Source organism: Gordonia westfalica, from assembly GCF_900105725.1.
Lineage (GTDB): Bacteria > Actinomycetota > Actinomycetes > Mycobacteriales > Mycobacteriaceae > Gordonia > Gordonia westfalica.
The window spans coordinates 1,972,050-1,987,558 of sequence record NZ_FNLM01000034.1 but is presented as its reverse complement, the minus strand read 5'-3'; the positions used below and the strand labels follow the sequence as shown (position 1 = coordinate 1,987,558).

The 15,509-nt window shown below is 69.9% G+C and carries 14 protein-coding genes and 2 pseudogenes; 9 read left to right on the top strand and 7 right to left on the bottom strand.

Annotated features, from left to right (window positions below; all coding sequences use genetic code 11):
• The first annotated feature begins 35 nt into the window (after positions 1 to 35).
• The 3 genes from BLU62_RS14445 to BLU62_RS14435 are packed head-to-tail and all read left to right on the top strand — an operon-like array spanning position 36 to position 2,895.
• Positions 36 to 440, top strand: coding sequence for a cytidine deaminase (locus tag BLU62_RS14445; RefSeq protein ID WP_099047902.1), 405 nt, complete (start codon positions 36 to 38; stop codon positions 438 to 440).
• Positions 437 to 1,783, top strand: a complete 1,347-nt coding sequence (locus BLU62_RS14440) for a thymidine phosphorylase (protein ID WP_425284562.1) — start codon at positions 437 to 439, stop codon at positions 1,781 to 1,783. The genes BLU62_RS14445 and BLU62_RS14440 overlap by 4 nt, the downstream gene beginning before the upstream one ends.
• Positions 1,780 to 2,895, top strand: a complete 1,116-nt coding sequence (locus BLU62_RS14435) for an adenosine deaminase (RefSeq protein WP_074850185.1) — start codon at positions 1,780 to 1,782, stop codon at positions 2,893 to 2,895. The genes BLU62_RS14440 and BLU62_RS14435 overlap by 4 nt, the downstream gene beginning before the upstream one ends.
• On the opposite strand, the gene BLU62_RS14430 is transcribed toward BLU62_RS14435, so the two are convergent.
• The 3 genes from BLU62_RS14430 to BLU62_RS14420 form a co-directional block, all read right to left on the bottom strand.
• Positions 2,892 to 4,172, bottom strand: coding sequence for a primosomal protein (locus BLU62_RS14430; RefSeq protein WP_074850184.1), 1,281 nt, complete (start codon positions 4,170 to 4,172; stop codon positions 2,892 to 2,894). The two genes, BLU62_RS14435 and BLU62_RS14430, sit on opposite strands and share 4 nt — an antisense overlap.
• A 79-nt stretch (positions 4,173 to 4,251) precedes the next feature.
• A complete protein-coding gene (locus BLU62_RS14425) occupies positions 4,252 to 5,211 on the bottom strand; it encodes a C40 family peptidase (protein WP_099047853.1) in 960 nt (319 codons plus the stop codon).
• Positions 5,208 to 5,567, bottom strand: a complete 360-nt coding sequence (locus BLU62_RS14420; RefSeq protein ID WP_074850183.1) for a type VII secretion target — start codon at positions 5,565 to 5,567, stop codon at positions 5,208 to 5,210. The genes BLU62_RS14425 and BLU62_RS14420 overlap by 4 nt, the downstream gene beginning before the upstream one ends.
• 130 nt (positions 5,568 to 5,697) lie before the next feature.
• Here BLU62_RS14420 and upp point away from each other — a divergent pair, with 130 nt between their 5' ends.
• Positions 5,698 to 6,321, top strand: a complete 624-nt coding sequence (gene upp, locus BLU62_RS14415) for a uracil phosphoribosyltransferase (RefSeq protein WP_074850182.1) — start codon at positions 5,698 to 5,700, stop codon at positions 6,319 to 6,321.
• 36 nt (positions 6,322 to 6,357) lie between these two features.
• On the opposite strand, the gene BLU62_RS14410 is transcribed toward upp, so the two are convergent.
• Both BLU62_RS14410 and BLU62_RS14405 read right to left on the bottom strand, forming a co-directional pair.
• On the bottom strand, positions 6,358 to 6,996 hold the full coding sequence (locus BLU62_RS14410; protein ID WP_074850181.1) for a hypothetical protein: 639 nt from the start codon (positions 6,994 to 6,996) through the stop codon (positions 6,358 to 6,360).
• Between the two features lie 30 nt (positions 6,997 to 7,026).
• Positions 7,027 to 7,830, bottom strand: coding sequence for a purine-nucleoside phosphorylase (locus BLU62_RS14405; RefSeq protein ID WP_074850180.1), 804 nt, complete (start codon positions 7,828 to 7,830; stop codon positions 7,027 to 7,029).
• Between the two features lie 101 nt (positions 7,831 to 7,931).
• Here BLU62_RS14405 and BLU62_RS14400 point away from each other — a divergent pair, with 101 nt between their 5' ends.
• Both BLU62_RS14400 and BLU62_RS14395 read left to right on the top strand, forming a co-directional pair.
• Positions 7,932 to 8,633: an enoyl-CoA hydratase/isomerase family protein gene (locus BLU62_RS14400; protein ID WP_074850179.1), complete on the top strand. Its 702-nt coding sequence runs from the start codon at positions 7,932 to 7,934 to the stop codon at positions 8,631 to 8,633.
• Positions 8,630 to 9,865: an amidohydrolase gene (locus BLU62_RS14395; protein WP_074850178.1), complete on the top strand. Its 1,236-nt coding sequence runs from the start codon at positions 8,630 to 8,632 to the stop codon at positions 9,863 to 9,865. The genes BLU62_RS14400 and BLU62_RS14395 overlap by 4 nt, the downstream gene beginning before the upstream one ends.
• Before the next feature lie 28 nt (positions 9,866 to 9,893).
• On the opposite strand, the pseudogene BLU62_RS14390 reads toward BLU62_RS14395, so the two are convergent.
• A pseudogene (locus tag BLU62_RS14390) lies at positions 9,894 to 10,375 on the bottom strand (gamma-glutamylcyclotransferase).
• 333 nt (positions 10,376 to 10,708) lie between these two features.
• On the opposite strand from BLU62_RS14390, the gene BLU62_RS14385 reads away from it, so the two are divergent.
• The 3 genes and pseudogenes from BLU62_RS14385 (at position 10,709) to BLU62_RS34560 (ending at position 13,970) form a co-directional block, all read left to right on the top strand.
• Complete coding sequence (locus BLU62_RS14385) at positions 10,709 to 12,112, top strand: NAD(P)H-quinone dehydrogenase (protein WP_074850177.1); 1,404 nt, start codon at positions 10,709 to 10,711, stop codon at positions 12,110 to 12,112.
• An 84-nt stretch (positions 12,113 to 12,196) separates the two neighbouring features.
• Positions 12,197 to 13,537 carry a hypothetical protein gene (locus BLU62_RS14380; protein ID WP_074850176.1) on the top strand — a complete coding sequence of 447 codons (1,341 nt, stop codon included), beginning with the start codon at positions 12,197 to 12,199 and terminating at the stop codon, positions 13,535 to 13,537.
• A pseudogene (locus BLU62_RS34560) lies at positions 13,531 to 13,970 on the top strand (hypothetical protein). The gene BLU62_RS14380 and the pseudogene BLU62_RS34560 overlap by 7 nt, the downstream one beginning before the upstream one ends.
• Before the next feature lie 16 nt (positions 13,971 to 13,986).
• Here BLU62_RS34560 and glpK read toward each other — a convergent pair.
• Positions 13,987 to 15,474 (bottom strand): glycerol kinase GlpK, encoded by a 1,488-nt coding sequence (gene glpK, locus BLU62_RS14370; protein ID WP_074852909.1) that lies wholly within the window; start codon positions 15,472 to 15,474, stop codon positions 13,987 to 13,989.
• Between the last annotated feature and the right edge of the window lie 35 nt (positions 15,475 to 15,509).

The window sequence follows — 15,509 nt, the reverse complement described above, 5'->3', positions numbered from 1 at the left end:
GTCCGGTTGGTTACACCATTTGCCAGGAGGTGGGCGTGAGTACCGAAATCCAGTGGAATGTCCTGCGACACAGAGCAACTGAAATGTTGTCTCGTGCCTATGCCCCGTACTCGCATTACCCTGTCGGTGCGGCGGGCGTCACCTCCGAGGGGCGTGTCGTGGCTGGTTGCAATGTGGAAAATGTCTCATACGGGCTCGGGATCTGTGCCGAGGTCGCGCTGGTCGCGGACCTGATCTCACAGGGCGGCGGGGTCCTGCGTGCGGTGACGGTCACCGATGCCTCCGGCAAGGTCCTGATGCCCTGTGGCCGGTGCCGGCAGGTGCTCCTCGAGCACGGCGGCCGCGATCTCCTCGTCGATCACCCCGCCGGGCCACGGACCCTGGGCGACCTCCTGCCGGACGCCTTCGGTCCCGACGACATCGCCGGGGTGGTCTCGTGACGGGCGAGGCGGGTATCGCGGTCGACGAGGTCATTCATGCCGTCTCGGTGATCGCGACCAAACGAGGGGGCGCAGAGCTCAGCGATGCGCAGATCGCGTGGATGGTCGACGGCTACACCCGCGGCGAGGTCGCGCCCGAGCAGATGTCGTCGTTGTTGATGGCCATATATCTCCGCGGCATGAACCGGCGCGAGATCGCGACGTGGACGCGGGCGATGATCGACAGCGGACGACGGATGGATCTGACCGGCCTCCGCCGCGCCGGCCGGCCGCTGACGACCGTCGACAAACACTCCACCGGTGGCGTCGGAGACAAGATCACGCTGCCCCTGACGCCGCTCGTCGCGTCCTTCGGGGTCGCGGTGCCGCAGCTGTCGGGCCGCGGCCTCGGTCATACCGGCGGCACCCTGGACAAACTCGAATCGATCCCGGGCTGGCGGGCCGAGGTGAGCACCGAGGAGATGTTCGCCCAGCTCGAGCGTGTGGGCGCGGTGATCTGCGCCGCGGGCGCCGACCTCGCTCCCGCCGACCGCAAGCTCTACGCGCTGCGCGATGTGACCGGAACGGTGGAATCCATCCCGTTGCTGGCCACGTCGATCATGAGCAAGAAAATCGCGGAGGGTACGGCCGCGCTGGTCCTGGACGTCAAGACCGGGTCGGGAGCATTCCTGCCCGACGAATCCGAGGCGCGTGAACTGGCGTCGACGATGGTCGAGCTCGGACTCGACGCGGGGGTGGACACCCGTGCGTTGATCACCGACATGAGCGTGCCCCTCGGTCTCACCGTCGGCAACGCCGTCGAGGTCGCCGAATCGGTCGAGGTGCTCGCCGGTGGTGGACCCGCCGACGTCGTCGAACTGACCCTCGCCCTCGCCCGCGAGATGCTCGACGCCGCGGGCCTGCCCGAGGCCGATCCCGCCGAGCATCTGGCGAACGGGCGCGCCATGGACTCGTGGCGGTCGATGATCGCCGCACAGGGCGGCGACCCGGATGCGGCGCTGCCGGTCGCCCGGCACCGGGACGTGTTCGTCGCCGACCGGGACGGTGTCCTGACCGGCATGGACGCCCGTGCGGTGGGCGACGCCGCGTGGCGTCTCGGCGGCGGACGATCCAAACCGGGCGAATCGGTCTCGGCCGAGGCGGGCGTGGTGATCCACGCCAAACCCGGCGACGCCGTCCGCGCCGGTCAGCCGCTGTTCACCTTGCACACGCAGGATGAGGATCGGATCGCGGGCGCGCGCTCATGTCTCGACGGTGCGGTGCGGTTCGGCGCCGGAGACACGGATACGAGCGGCGCCGGTGACCGGCCTCTGATCATCGATTCCGTTAGGTTCAGAAAATGACGACGCTGGATCCGGCGCACTTCACCCTCGCGCCCAAGGTGCTTCTCCACGACCATCTCGACGGCGGGCTGCGGCCGGCGACCGTCCTGGAACTCGCGCACGAGGTCGGCTACGACGGGTTGCGGGTCGACGACGAGGCCGGGCTCGCCCGCTGGTTCCGCGAGGCCGCCGACAGTGGTTCCCTGGAGCGCTACCTGGAGACCTTCACCCACACCGTCGCCGTCATGCAGACCGTCGACGCCCTGGAACGGGTCGCGCGCGAGTGCGTCGAGGACCTCGCCGACGACAACGTCGTGTACGCCGAGGTGCGGTACGCGCCCGAACAGCATCTCGAAGCCGGGCTCACCCTCGACGAGGTGGTCGAGGCCGTTCTCCGCGGGTTCGCCGACGGCGAGAGGATCGCCGCCGACCGCGGGAAGAAGATCGCCGTGCGATGTCTGGTCACGGCGATGCGCCACGCGGCACGATCACGGGAGATCGCCGAACTCGCGGTGCGCTACCGCGACCGCGGGGTCGTGGGTTTCGACATCGCCGGCGCCGAGGCAGGGCACCCGCCCACCCGCCACCTCGACGCCTTCGAGTACATGCGTGCCAACTGCGCGCCGTTCACCATCCACGCCGGTGAGGCGTTCGGTCTGCCGTCGATCCACGAGGCCATCGGCTTCTGCGGCACCGACCGTCTCGGTCACGGAGTGCGGGTCTTCGACGACATCGAACTCCCCGACGGTGTCGACCTCGCCGCCCACTCCTTCGCCGGCGCGGAACTCGGTCTGATCGCGAACAGCGTGCGCGACAAGCGGATTCCGCTGGAACTGTGCCCGAGTTCGAATGTGCAGACCGGTGCGGTCGCCTCCCTCGCCGAACATCCGTTCAACGTACTGGCCCGACTCCGCTTCCGGGTCACGGTCAACACCGACAACCGGCTGATGGGCGACACCACGATGAGCAGGGAGTTCGGTCTGCTCGCCGACCAGTTCGGTTACGGCTGGGCAGATTTCGAACGCTTCACGGTCAACGCGATGAAGTCGGCGTTCATCCACTTCGACGAACGGCTGGCGTTCATCGACGACGTGATCAAGCCGGGCTACGCGGTCCTTGTGGGTTCGGGTTAACCCTTCTTGACGAGCCGGTTCTCGAAGTCGTGCTCGAGGGCGCGCCACGCCTCGGCCTCGTTGTCGAACGGTCCGCTCGGGGCCATCCGCTTCGGGTCGGGGTTGACGGTGTAGTCGACGAACCAGCCGAGGGGAGTGGAGGTTCCCAGGGCCTCGTTGACGGTGTCGTCGTCGGCGTAGTCGGCTGCGTCGGTGAACAGTTCGACGGCCAGGTCGAGCTGGTCGCGGTCCATGCGGCGCGGGCCGTCGGCGATGTCCGTTGCCAGGCCCGGCAGGACGTACACGTTGTCGTCGATGACATCGAACTCGAGTGAGCCGTTGGTGGCCTCGGTGCGGACGTCGTCGAAGGTCGACAGCTCGGAGAGGTCGTGGGTGTTGTCGTCGGCGAGGAAGCGGGAGAGCGCTCGCGGCGAGGTGAACACGAAGATCTTGCCCTTCGCACCCAGGAACACCGGGTCGTCGCCGAGGTAGCAGCGCAGCGTCAGGTATTCGTTGCTGCTCGTGACGATCCGGATCGGGTCGATGCCGACCGACGCCCAGAAATCGTCGTCGTCGTAATCCTCGTCCTCGTCGTCTTCGTCTTCGTCTTCGTCTTCGTCGTCATCTTCGGACTCGTCCGCGGTCTCGACGATCTCGATGTCCTCGTCGACCTCCGGCTCGTCCTCGTCCTCGGCGGAGGCCGCCGCCTCGAGTTCGGCCTCGGCGGTCTCGACGGCCTTCGCGTCGACCGCGGGGGTGGTGATGACTTCGTCGATCGCGTCGAGGACGTCGTCCCAGTGCTTCGCGATCAGCCGGCCGATGCGCACCCAGAGGTCGGTGCCCTCGCGGCCCTCGAAGTTGCGGGTACCGGTCGTGACGGCACCGAGGATCGGGTTGCCGTTGAAGAACTTCGTGATCGCGGTCAGCTCGCAGACCTCGCCGAGGATGCGCACGATCTCGAGCGCGTCCTCGAGTTCGGCGATGACCTCGGGGGTGGGGTCCTCGGCGGCCAGCTCGGGAACGCCCACCAGGTCGTAGGTGTGCCGCTCGTCCGGCACCAGTTCATCGGCCTGCACGCCGACGATGGTCGGCCACGCCGGATGCTCGACGAGGTCGTTGTCGTCATTGGTGCGGACGAAGGCCGCGAGCTCGGCGACACCGGGCAGGACGTAGAGATCCTCGTCGAGTCCGAGGAACGCCTCCCACTCGTCGTCACCCTCCCGCCAGCGGGGGGCCCACAGGGTGAAGCTGTTTCCGTCGGTGAGTCCGAGCTCAATCGGGACGATGTCTCCGGCCATGGGGACACAGCCTAGCGATTCATCGCCGTGGATCCAGTAGTGCCCCCACAGACGCCGATGTCTGATTCGTGTGGTGTCGTCACCGGGGCCGGAAGAATCCTTCGAAGGTCTGATCCAGATTCGTCGTCCGGACCGGTGAGACACCCACCGGATCGCCGGCCTCGATCATCTGATCGTTGCCGATGTACATCGCCACGTGCCCGGACCACACGGCGAGATCGCCCGGCTGCAATTGTGCCTGTGACACCCGGAATCCGGCGGTGTCCTGTTCCTGGGCCAGGCGCGGTAGTTCCAGGCCGGCCTGCCGATAGGCCCACCGGGTGAAACCGCTGCAGTCGAATCCGGCCGGCGTCGTCCCGCCCCAGAGATAGGGGACGCCACGCTGGCTCAGTGCCGCCCGCACCGCTTTCGCCGCCCGCTCGTTCGGGGCGTACGAGACAGACCCGTCGGGGAGGGTGATCGGAACGCCTCCGGTCACGGGGGAGGCCGACAGGTGTTCGCCGGGCAGGGCCGCGCCGGTGATCGTCGCGGGCGCGATCCGGCGGCCGAGCTCCGACACCGCGTCGGTGTCGGCGCGGAGGTCGGCACGTGTGCGGGTGACGATCTCGATTCCGCGGCCGAGGTGCTCGGCCGCCACCGGCAGCATCGTCAGCAGGCCGGCCGGCGTGAACAACTCGCCGCCGAATGCGCGGGCGCGACGTTCGAGCGAATCCACCAGGCCGCCGAGCTGACCCGACGCCGACTGCACCTTCCGGCCTGCGCTCTCGACGAGGCGGGCGAAATCATCGGCATCGTCGGCGAACGCGCCCATGTTCTGCTGCAGTCTCCCGGCCGCGTCGGTCGCGCCGACGGCACCAGAGCCCTCCCAGTGCGTGCGCACGGTTTCGGTTGCGGCCACCGAGGCACGACGCGCCGCCTCGACGGCCGTCGAGGCAGAACGGATCGTCTCGGCCGGATTGCCCGGCGCCAGGATGCCGGTGCCGAGTGCGGCGACGAGTTGGCGCAACGGTTCGACGAGGATCTCCACACCGGCCGTCACAGGGTGAACTCCCGGTCCGCTGCCGCACAGTCGCAGGCGGTGTAGGTCGCGTCGGCGTGCCGGGTGGCCGACGCGAGTTGTTCCTGCCGTGCCGCGGTCGTCTCGATGCACCGCTGGTGGATCTGCAGGAATTCGACGACCGCGGCGAGGAACTCCGCGCCGATGATCCCGAACGTGATCGCGAGATCGACCAGTGCCGCCTCGTCGGTGCGGGCGCGGTCGTCGACCAGCATGCTCCCGGCGCGGTGCGCGGATGAAAAGTCCTGCAATGCCGGGGAATCCGCCAACAGTCGCGTTCCGGCGGAGTGATCGGGCGGGATCGGGGCGGCGGATGGGGGCGTGGATCGCGGGCTCATGGGTTTCTGACGCGGCGCGGGCCCGTTCGGTTCCATCGAGCCGCCATGACACCTCGGAGCGGCCTCGCACCGGCCCCGCGCGGTACCGCACTGCGCACGCGGTCCGGGCCCAGGAAATAGTCTGGTCGCCATGGAACGCCTGATCGTCGACCACCCTCTTGCCGCCGCGCGTCTGACGACGATGCGAGACGAGACCACCGACAACGCCGGATTCCGTGCGGCGCTGTCGGATCTCACCCAGATGCTGATCTATGAGGCCCTGGCCGCTGCGCCGCGCGCCGGCGTGCAGATCAAGACGCCGCTGGTCCCGCACACCGGGTCGCGGCTGGCAACGCCACCGCTGCTCGTGCCGGTCCTGCGGGCGGGCCTCGGAATGGTCGAACAGGCGCATGCGATGGTGCCCGAGGCCCGGGTCGGCTTCGTGGGCATCGCCCGCGACGAGGAGACCGCGCAGCCGGTGCCGTACCTCGAGTCGCTGCCCGAAGACCTCTCCGGACTCCCCGTCTTCGTGCTCGACCCGATGCTCGCGACCGGCGGGTCGATGTTGCACACGATCGAACTGCTCGTCGCGCGCAACGCCACCGACATCACCGCGGTGTGCGTCGTGGCGGCACCGCAGGGCGTGACCCTGCTGGAGGAGTCGGGCCACCCGTGCCGACTGGTCGTGGCGGCGATCGACGAGGGACTCGACGACGCCAACTACATCGTTCCGGGACTCGGCGACGCCGGCGACCGTCAGTTCGGGCCGCGCTGACGCGATTCGTGCTGGCGGGGTCCGGGCGCGACCGGCTCAGCCGGGCAGCGACCAGAAGGCGAGCATCGGTTCGTTCGTCAGCACCGAGCCGCCGTCGACGATGGTGAGGCTCGTCGGCGACACCAGGTAGCGGACCGATCCGTTGCGCGCCTCGAAGGTGTTGCCGATGCGGGTCGGGAACTGCAGTTCGATGCCGCCCTCGGGTGCCTGCCCCTTGTAGTACCAGCGACCCGTCTGGTTGCCGACCTGGCAGATGACCACGCGGGACCGCGACGTCTGGCCGATCGCGACCGCCGGGTCGTCGGCCGCGTTGCAGCGCGGACCGGTCACGAACCCCTGCCAGTCGGCTCCTGCCACGGTCGGGGCCGGACGGTTCGGCGCCGGCGTCAGGGTCGTCGTGGCGGTCGTCGGAGGCGGGGTCGGGGATCGGGTGACGGTACTCGTGATCGTCGGGGGCTGCGATGTCGTGCTGCTCGCACTCTTCGCGGCGGACTCCTCGTCCGACGGGATCAGGAGGAAGGCGGCGAGCACGCCCGCCACCACCAGCAGGACGCCCGCGCCGATCGCCACGAGGACGGCGGGCGACGACCACGGTGAGCGCGGTGGTTCCGGCGGCGGACCCTGCGGATGGCCGCCCGGCCCGTATGCGCCCGGGTAGCCGGGTGGGTAGGTCATGGTGCTCCTCGAGATCTGTCGGGTTCGGTTCTACAGCTCGGCGATGGTCTGGGCGAGCAGCTCGCCCATCCGGGTCGCCGACGCGCGCCCGACCTCGAGGACCTCGGTGTGGCTGAGGTGTTCACCGGTCATCCCGGCGGCCAGGTTGGTCACGAGCGAGACCCCGAGGACCTCGAGCCCCGCGGCCCGGGCGGCGATGGTCTCGTGCACCGTCGACATGCCGACCAGATCGGCACCCAGTGTGCGGAGCATCCGGATCTCGGCCGGTGTCTCGTAGTGCGGGCCGGGGAGACCGGCATACACCCCTTCGGCAAAGGACGGGTCGACGCGACGGGCGACCTCGCGGAGTCGAGGTGAGTACGCGTCGACGAGGTCGACGAACTGCGCTCCCGTCAGCGGGGAACGCGCCGTCAGGTTGAGGTGATCGGAGATCAGGATCGGCCGGCCCACCGACATGTCCTCGCGCAGACCGCCGGCCGCGTTGGTCAGCACGACGGTGTGGACGCCGGCCGCCGCCGCGGTACGTACCGGATGCACGACGCGCGCGAGATCGTGACCCTCATAGGCGTGAATGCGGCCGAGCATCAACAGGACTCTACGATCACCGATCCGGACCGAGTGGATCACCCCGCCGTGGCCGGCGGCCCTGGGCGGTGTGAAGCCGGGGATCGAGGCCATCGGCAGGGAGCGGATCGGCGTCCCGAAGGCGTCGGCCGCCGGGGCCCACCCGGAACCGAGGATGACGGCCACATCGTGTGCGGCGGCGTCGGTCTCGGCGGCGATCGTGGCGGCCGCGACGATGGCCGCAGCGTCGGCGTCGGCAGTGGGATCCATGCGCCAACCCTAAACGGTGGTCCCGACGTCGGCGCAGCATCGCCGCGTCGCGGAACGGCCGCGCCCGGAGCGGACTCGTCGCCGAGCGATAAGGTCAGGTCATGCCATATCTCAACGAGGTCGGGGAGGTCGTCGAACTCCATCTCGGAGCCGAGGGCGTCGAACTCGACGAGTCGAACCCCGAGAACCGCTTCCGTCTGGATTGGCTCGACGAGGTCGAACGGCTGCTCGGCGAGGTGGCCGCCGACCCGAAGCGCCCGCTCGTGCTGACCGCCACCGGGAAGTTCTTCACCAACGGACTCGACACCGACCACATCTTCGCCGCGCCGGATCAGCTGCCCGCATACCTCGACCGTGTGCAGTCGCTGTACGCGACGATCCTGACGCTCCCGGTCCCGACCGTCACAGCGATCAACGGCCACGCCTTCGGCGCCGGCGCCATGCTCGCCCTCTGCACCGACCACGTGTTCATGCGCACCGAGCGCGGCTTCTGGTCGCTGCCCGAGGCGGCGCTGAACATGCCGTTCACCCGCGGCATGTCGACGCTCCTGCGCACGCGGCTCACCGATCGCACCGCGACCGAGGCGATGTACACCAGCCGTCGGTACGGCGCCGCCGAGGCCGTCGCCGCCGGGATCGTCGACGAAGCGGTCCCCGCGGACCGGCTGGCCGCCCGCGCGGCGGAGATCGCCGCGGCCCGTGCCGCGACCGCGGGTCCCAACCTCACCCTGATCAAGCGGGGTCTGCGCGGACCGCTGCTCGCCGACCTCGCCCTCCCGACCCCCGCCGGGGTCATCGCATGACCGGCGTGAAGGCGGACAGCCTGCCCGACGCGTCGAACATCATCGACAAGTGGCTGGAGGATCACGGCACCGAGCTGGTCGCGTGGCGGCGCGACATCCACGCACATCCCGAACTCTCCCGGCAGGAGGTGCGCACCACCGAACTGGTGATGGCGGAGCTGTCGGCCGTCGGTCTCCACCCGCGCCGGCTCCCCCTGGGCACCGGTGTCGTCTGCGACCTCGGTCCGGTCGGCGAACCCCGGATCGGTCTGCGAGCCGACATGGACGCCCTGCCGGTCACCGAACACACCGGCCTCCCGTTCACCTCGACGGTGGAGGGTGCCTCCCACTCCTGCGGACATGACGCGCACACGGCGATCCTGATCGGCGTGGCCAAGCTCCTGGCCTCGGTCGGGCCGCTCCCGGTGGGGGTCCGCCTGATCTTCCAGGCGGCCGAGGAGGTCATGCCCGGTGGCGCGCTCGACGCCATCGAAGCCGGCGTGACCAGCGGGCTCGGGCGCATCTTCGCGCTGCACTGCGATCCGCGTCTGCCGGTCGGAACCGTCGGCCTGCGATCGGGTCCGCTGACGTCGGCCGCAGACCACATCGACCTGCAACTCCACTCCGCCGGCGGACACACCTCCCGTCCGCACCTGACCGGTGACCTGATCTACGCGATGGGCACCGTGATCACCGGACTGCCCGGCGTGCTCTCGCGGCGCGTCGACCCCCGCTCGGGAACCGTGATGGTGTGGGGTGCGGCCAACGCCGGCAGCGCCGCCAACGCCATCCCGCAGGAGGGCCGGATGCGCGGCACCGTGCGTACCGGCGACCACGACACCTGGGCCGCACTGGAACCGCTGGTCCGCAGCGTCGTCGGCGAACTCCTCGCGCCCCTCGGCGTGCGCTACGACCTGTCCTACTTCCGGGGCGTCCCGCCGGTGGTCAACGACGAGATCGCCGTCGGCATGCTCGAACGCGCGGTCGCCGCGATCGGACCCGACGCCGTCGCCGCCACCCTCCAGTCACCCGGCGGTGAGGACTTCTCCTGGTACCTCGAACAGGTGCCGGGCGCGATGGCCCGCCTCGGTGTGTGGGACGGATTCGGCCCGCAGGTCGATCTGCACGCCCCCAACTTCGACCTCGACGAACGAGCCCTCGCCATCGGCGTCCGAACCCTCGCAGGCGTCGTCCTCAACGCACGCAGCGCGACGGGCGAACCGCCGGAACTGACGCCGCCGTTCGCGCCCTGAATACTCAGGGTTCGACGGGCCCAGGACCTCAGGGTTCGACGGGCCCAGGCCCGGGCCCGACGTTGCGCGACTCGCGCAACCGCAGGTCCTGCACGTAGTCGGCGGGCGCCCCGGCGATCTCCGCGGCCTCGGCCATGACGCCGAGGTAGCGGGCCGAGGGGAGTCCGCCCTCGAAGGCGTCGAGCACGTACAGCCAGGCCAGTACCGGACCGTCGGGGTGTCGACGCGGGCGCGGATCTTGCGATGGATGCCGAGTTCGGAGCCCTCCCACCGGTCGAGCAGGTCCTCGTCCTCGGTGGTCACGTCGTACAGCACGACGAAGACGCGGGCGTCGGGATCGTCGCGGTCCTCGGTGACGGTCGCGAGCGAGCCCTCCCAGCCGATGTCGCCGCCGCCGAAGGTCAGTCGCCAGCCGCGAAGCCATCCGGTACCCGACATCGGCGAGTGCGGCGCGCGTTCCGCCATCTGCTCGGGATGCATGTTGCTTCCGTAGGCTGCGTAAATCGGCACGGGTGGAGCCTAGTGGGTCGGCGGCGAGTCCGGAAGCCGACAGGCAGGCGTGGAGGAGTGGCGTACGACGCACACGGGGCCACCGCATGGCGTGCCGCCGAATGATCCGGACTAGGTTGGTAGGTGGCGCGACCCCATGTGACGGTCCGCCACACCAGAGCGACGCACCACCCCGCGAGGCTCGACCCAGTCGGATCAGCAGTCGGACACAGCCTGTCGGACGCCCGCCGGTCCGGCCACCAGCCAGTTCGCCCATAGACAACACCGCTCCGGGCGCACGGTGGCCCCACGAAGGCCGCCGCGTCGAAACCCGGTGAAGGACAGGAGTGCACAGTGACCAGGATCGTCATCATCGGCGGTGGACCAGCGGGTTATGAGGCGGCGCTCGCCGCGGCCGCGTACGGCGCGGACATCACGGTGATCGATTCGGACGGGATCGGTGGTGCCTGTGTGTTGTGGGACTGCGTCCCGTCGAAGACCTTCATCGCCTCCACCGGCATCCGCACCGAGGTCCGCCGCGCCGTCGACCTCGGTATCAACATCAAGACCGACGACACCCTGGTGACCCTCCCGCAGATCCATCAGCGGGTGCGCGACCTCGCCTTCGCCCAGTCCGCCGACATCAAGTCGCGACTCGTCAGTGAGGGCGTCAAACTGGTCTCCGGCACCGCGGTTCTCGACGAGACGCAGGTCGGCGTCTCGACCCACAGCGTCCTCGCGACGCTCGCCGACGGCAGCACCCAGCGCTTCGACGGCGACGTGGTGCTGATCGCGACGGGCGCGTCGCCGCGCATCCTGCCCGACGCCCAGCCCGACGGTGAACGCATCCTCACCTGGCGTCAGCTCTACGACCTCGAGGACCTGCCCGAACATCTCGTCGTCATCGGTTCCGGTGTCACCGGCGCCGAGTTCGTCCACGCCTACACCGAACTCGGTGTGAAGGTGACGCTGGTGTCGAGCCGCGACCGCGTGCTCCCGCACGAGGACGAGGACGCCGCGCTGGTCCTCGAGGACGCACTCGCCGAACGCGGCGTCGAACTCGTGAAGCACGCCCGCGCCGACAAGGTCGTGCGCGACGGTGACACCGTCACCGCCCATCTCGCCGACGGGTCCACCGTCACCGGCAGCCACGTGCTGATGACGGTCGGCTCGATCCCCAACACCGCGAACCTCGAACTCGAGCGTGCCGGCGTCGACGTCGACAAGGGCGGCTACATCCGGGTGGACCGGGTGTCGCGGACATCGGTGCCCGGGATCTACGCGGCGGGCGACTGCACCGGATTGTTGCCGCTGGCCTCGGTCGCCGCCATGCAGGGCCGCATCGCCGTGTACCACGCGCTGGGTGAGGGCGTCAGCCCGATCAAGCTGAAAACCGTTGCCTCGGCGATCTTCACGCGTCCCGAGATCGCCACCGTCGGGGTGTCGCAGAAGGCCATCGACGCCGGCGAGTATCCCGCGCGCACCGTGATGCTGCCGCTGGCGACCAACCCGCGGGCCAAGATGAGCGGTCTTCGACGCGGCTTCGTCAAGATCTTCTGCCGCCCGGCGACCGGCGTGGTGATCGGTGGCGTCGCGGTGGCCCCCAACGCCTCCGAGCTCATCCTCCCGCTCGCCCTCGCGGTGCAGAACAAACTGACCGTCGGCGATCTCGCGCAGACGTTCTCGGTGTACCCGTCGCTGTCCGGGTCGATCACCGAGGCCGCACGTCAGCTCGTTCGCCACGACGATCTGGACTGACCGCCGTCGAGTTGCCGCGACCACGGTAGGGTCTGGAGGATTCGTCCGGAACTCCGGCGTACCGCGACGTGGGGGGAAGTTGTCGTGACACCGCGCTCTGTCGACCCGTTTGCCCAGACCAACCGGGGTGTCTCGAGCGCGCCGTCGTTCGGCGGGGGACGCACCGACTGGGCCGGCATGAGCATCGACGAGATCATCGACACCCTCCACACCATGGAACCCGGTCAGGCGGCCGGTGACGTCGAGACGATCCTCAAGGCGATCGACGCGGTGCGCCGCGCGTCGGAGCGGATGGCCGGCATGTTCGGCGACGACATGCGCGGACTCGCGTCCGACGCCGCCCTCGAGGCGGGAAAGTCGTTGTCCGACGCCATGCAGAGGACTCTGGAGACGGCCACCGTGGTCGGCGAGGCGCTGGGCACCGCCGTCGGGATCGTCGGCGCTACACGGGGTCAGGAAGGGCGACTGCGGGAACTGCAGCAGCATCTCCGCGACAACCCCGAGGACGCGCCGACGGTGAGGTTCGAGGCGGACCGCACCATGTCGGGCACGTACTCGTCACCGATGCAGCGGGTCCAGCACTCGCTCCCGGAACCCACCGGGCCCGACGACCTGGTGCGCGGGACGGGCAGCATGTCATCGGCGGCCGGGGTCGGGTCGGGTTCCGAGGCGCCCCGCGGTCAGGCGGCGAACACCGTCGACGCCGGGGACATCGGCCGTTCCGGTACCCCGGCGGTGCCGGTCGCGTCCAACGGGGCCGGTCCGGCACCGTCGGGCGGTGGACCCACCCCGGTCACGCCGGTCTCGTCGTCCTCCTCCTCGTCGGGATCGCCGGGCCGGGCGAACGGTGACGATCCCGATGGCCTGCTCCGAGGCGGTCAGGGCACCCCGGGTGGTGTCGGCACACACGGTGTCTCCGGTGCTGGACGATCGGGGGCGGGAGACGGGAACCGTTCCGGGAGTGCGGGTTCCGGTGTCGGCGCGGGAGGCCCCATCACCCCGGTCGTCGGACCGCTGTCGCCGCTGTCGCCGTCGTCGCCTTCTGTCGCCGCGCCGGCGACATCGACGCCGCCGGCCGCGAGCGCCACCGGACCGCGGTCGGGGATCACACCACCGGTCGGCCCGGCCGGCGCACCGCCGGGCGGCCGCCGGCCCGGAGCCGAGGACGACGACAAGCACAAGGCCGCGCCCTATCTGCACACCCGTGAGCACGGCGCGGAGATCGTCGGCGACCTGCCTCTCGTCGGGCCGCCGGTGATCGGCGACTGGATTCCGCAGATGGTCCCGGCGACGCCGGAGCCCGCACCGCCGCGGCCGACCCCGGAGGAACCGGTGGCGCCGTCGGATCGTTCCCCCCGCACCTCCGACGCGGGCACCGACGGCCGCGACGAGCCGTCCTCGACCACGCCGGGCCGGACATGCTGAACCGCGTCGACCGGCTGCCCGGCGGCGTCGCACGACTCGCCTCCGCCGTGCCCGACGAGGACATCACCCGCTGCCTGCACCTGCTGGTCGCCACGGTGATGGACGTGACGGGAGCGTCGACACCCGAGGTCCGTGACACGATCCGCCAGTGGCGCCAGCAGGGGAGCGCCGACCCGACAGGTGTCGCGACCCTGCGGATGGTTGCCGCACAACATGATTTCGACTCGTTCGCCCATCAGCGTCGCGGCGAGATCGACCGTCAACTCGACAGCTTCCGCCGTGCACGAGCACTTGACTGCGTCCTCGCCGCGATGGCGGTGTCGACGGCCGCGGAGGCCCCGCGCACGGCTCTGCGGGAGGCGGCCTACGAGGCCGCCGCCGCGCTCGGGGCAGTGCCGGCGTCGTCGGGGTCCTTGCCGACTTCGTGGTCTGATTCCCCGGCGCCTGACTCACGCCAGGCCGAAGCTGTGCTCGACGGCCCGATTCCATTCGCCGTACAGGCGTTCCCGCTCCGGCTCCGCCATGGCGGGTTCCCAGCGCTTGTCCTCGGCCCAGTTCGCGCGGATGTCGTCCTCGCCCTCCCAGAACCCCACCGCAAGGCCGGCCGCGTAGGCCGCGCCCAGCGCGGTGGTCTCGTTGACCACGGGCCGGACCACCGGTACGTCGAGGATGTCGGCCTGGAACTGCATGAGCAGTTCGTTGACCACCATGCCGCCGTCGACCTTGAGTGTGGACAGCTCCATGTCGGCGTCGGCCTGCATCGCCTCGATGACCTCGCGGGTCTGGAAGGCGCTGGCCTCCAACGCCGCCCGGGCCAGGTGGCCCTTGTTGACGAAGCGTGTCAGGCCGACGATCACGCCGCGGGCGTCCGCTCGCCAGCGCGGTGCGAACAGCCCGGAGAAGGCAGGCACGAAGTAGGCGCCGCCGTTGTCCTCGACCTCCGCGGCCAGCTTCTCCACATCCGACGACACCGGGAAGAGGCCGAGATTGTCCCGCAGCCACTGGATCAGCGACCCGGTCACGGCGATCGACCCTTCGAGCGCATAGCGTGCCGGTTCGTCGCCGATGCGGTAGCAGACCGTCGTCAGCAGGCCGTGTTCGCTGAACACCGGCTCGGTACCGGTGTTCAGCAGCAGGAAGTTCCCGGTCCCGTAGGTGTTCTTGGCCTCGCCGGGCGACAGGCACGCCTGGCCGAACGTGGCGGCCTGCTGGTCGCCGAGGATGCCGGTCAGCGGGACGCCGGGAAGCGGCCCGTTTCCTCTCAGCGAGCCGAAATCGCCTGATGAGCTGCGGATCTCGGGGAGCATCGCCATCGGGATGCCCATCTCGTCGCAGATCTCCTCATCCCAGTTCAGCGTCCGGAGATCCATGAGCATGGTGCGCGAGGCGTTGGTGACGTCGGTGACGTGCTGCCCGCCGTCGGCGCCGCCCGTCATGTTCCACGCCATCCAGGAATCCATTGTGCCGAAGCACAATTCGCCGGCCTCGGCGCGCTCGCGCAGGCCGTCGACGTGGTCGAGGAGCCAGCGTGCCTTCGGCCCGGCGAAGTAGGTGGACAGCGGCAGGCCGGTACGCTCCCGGTACCGGTCGACGCCGACGTCGCCGGCGAGTTCCCTGCAGACCTCGCTGGTGCGGGTGTCCTGCCAGACGATCGCGTTGTGAACCGGTTTCCCGGACTCCCGGTCCCAGATCACCGTGGTCTCGCGCTGATTGGTGATACCGCAGGCGACGATGTCCTTGGCGGTCAGCTCGGCCGAGGCCAGGGCGGCGGCACCCACGCGGCGGGTGTTGCGCCAGATCTCCGCGGCGTCGTGTTCGACCCAGCCCGCACGGGGAAAGATCTGCTCGTGCTCGAGTTGTTCGACGCCGACGACGCACCCCTTGTGGTCGAAGATCATCGCCCGGGTAGAGGTGGTGCCCTGATCGATCGCCGCCACGTATTTGCCTGAACTGCCCACGCGGTCAGTGTCGC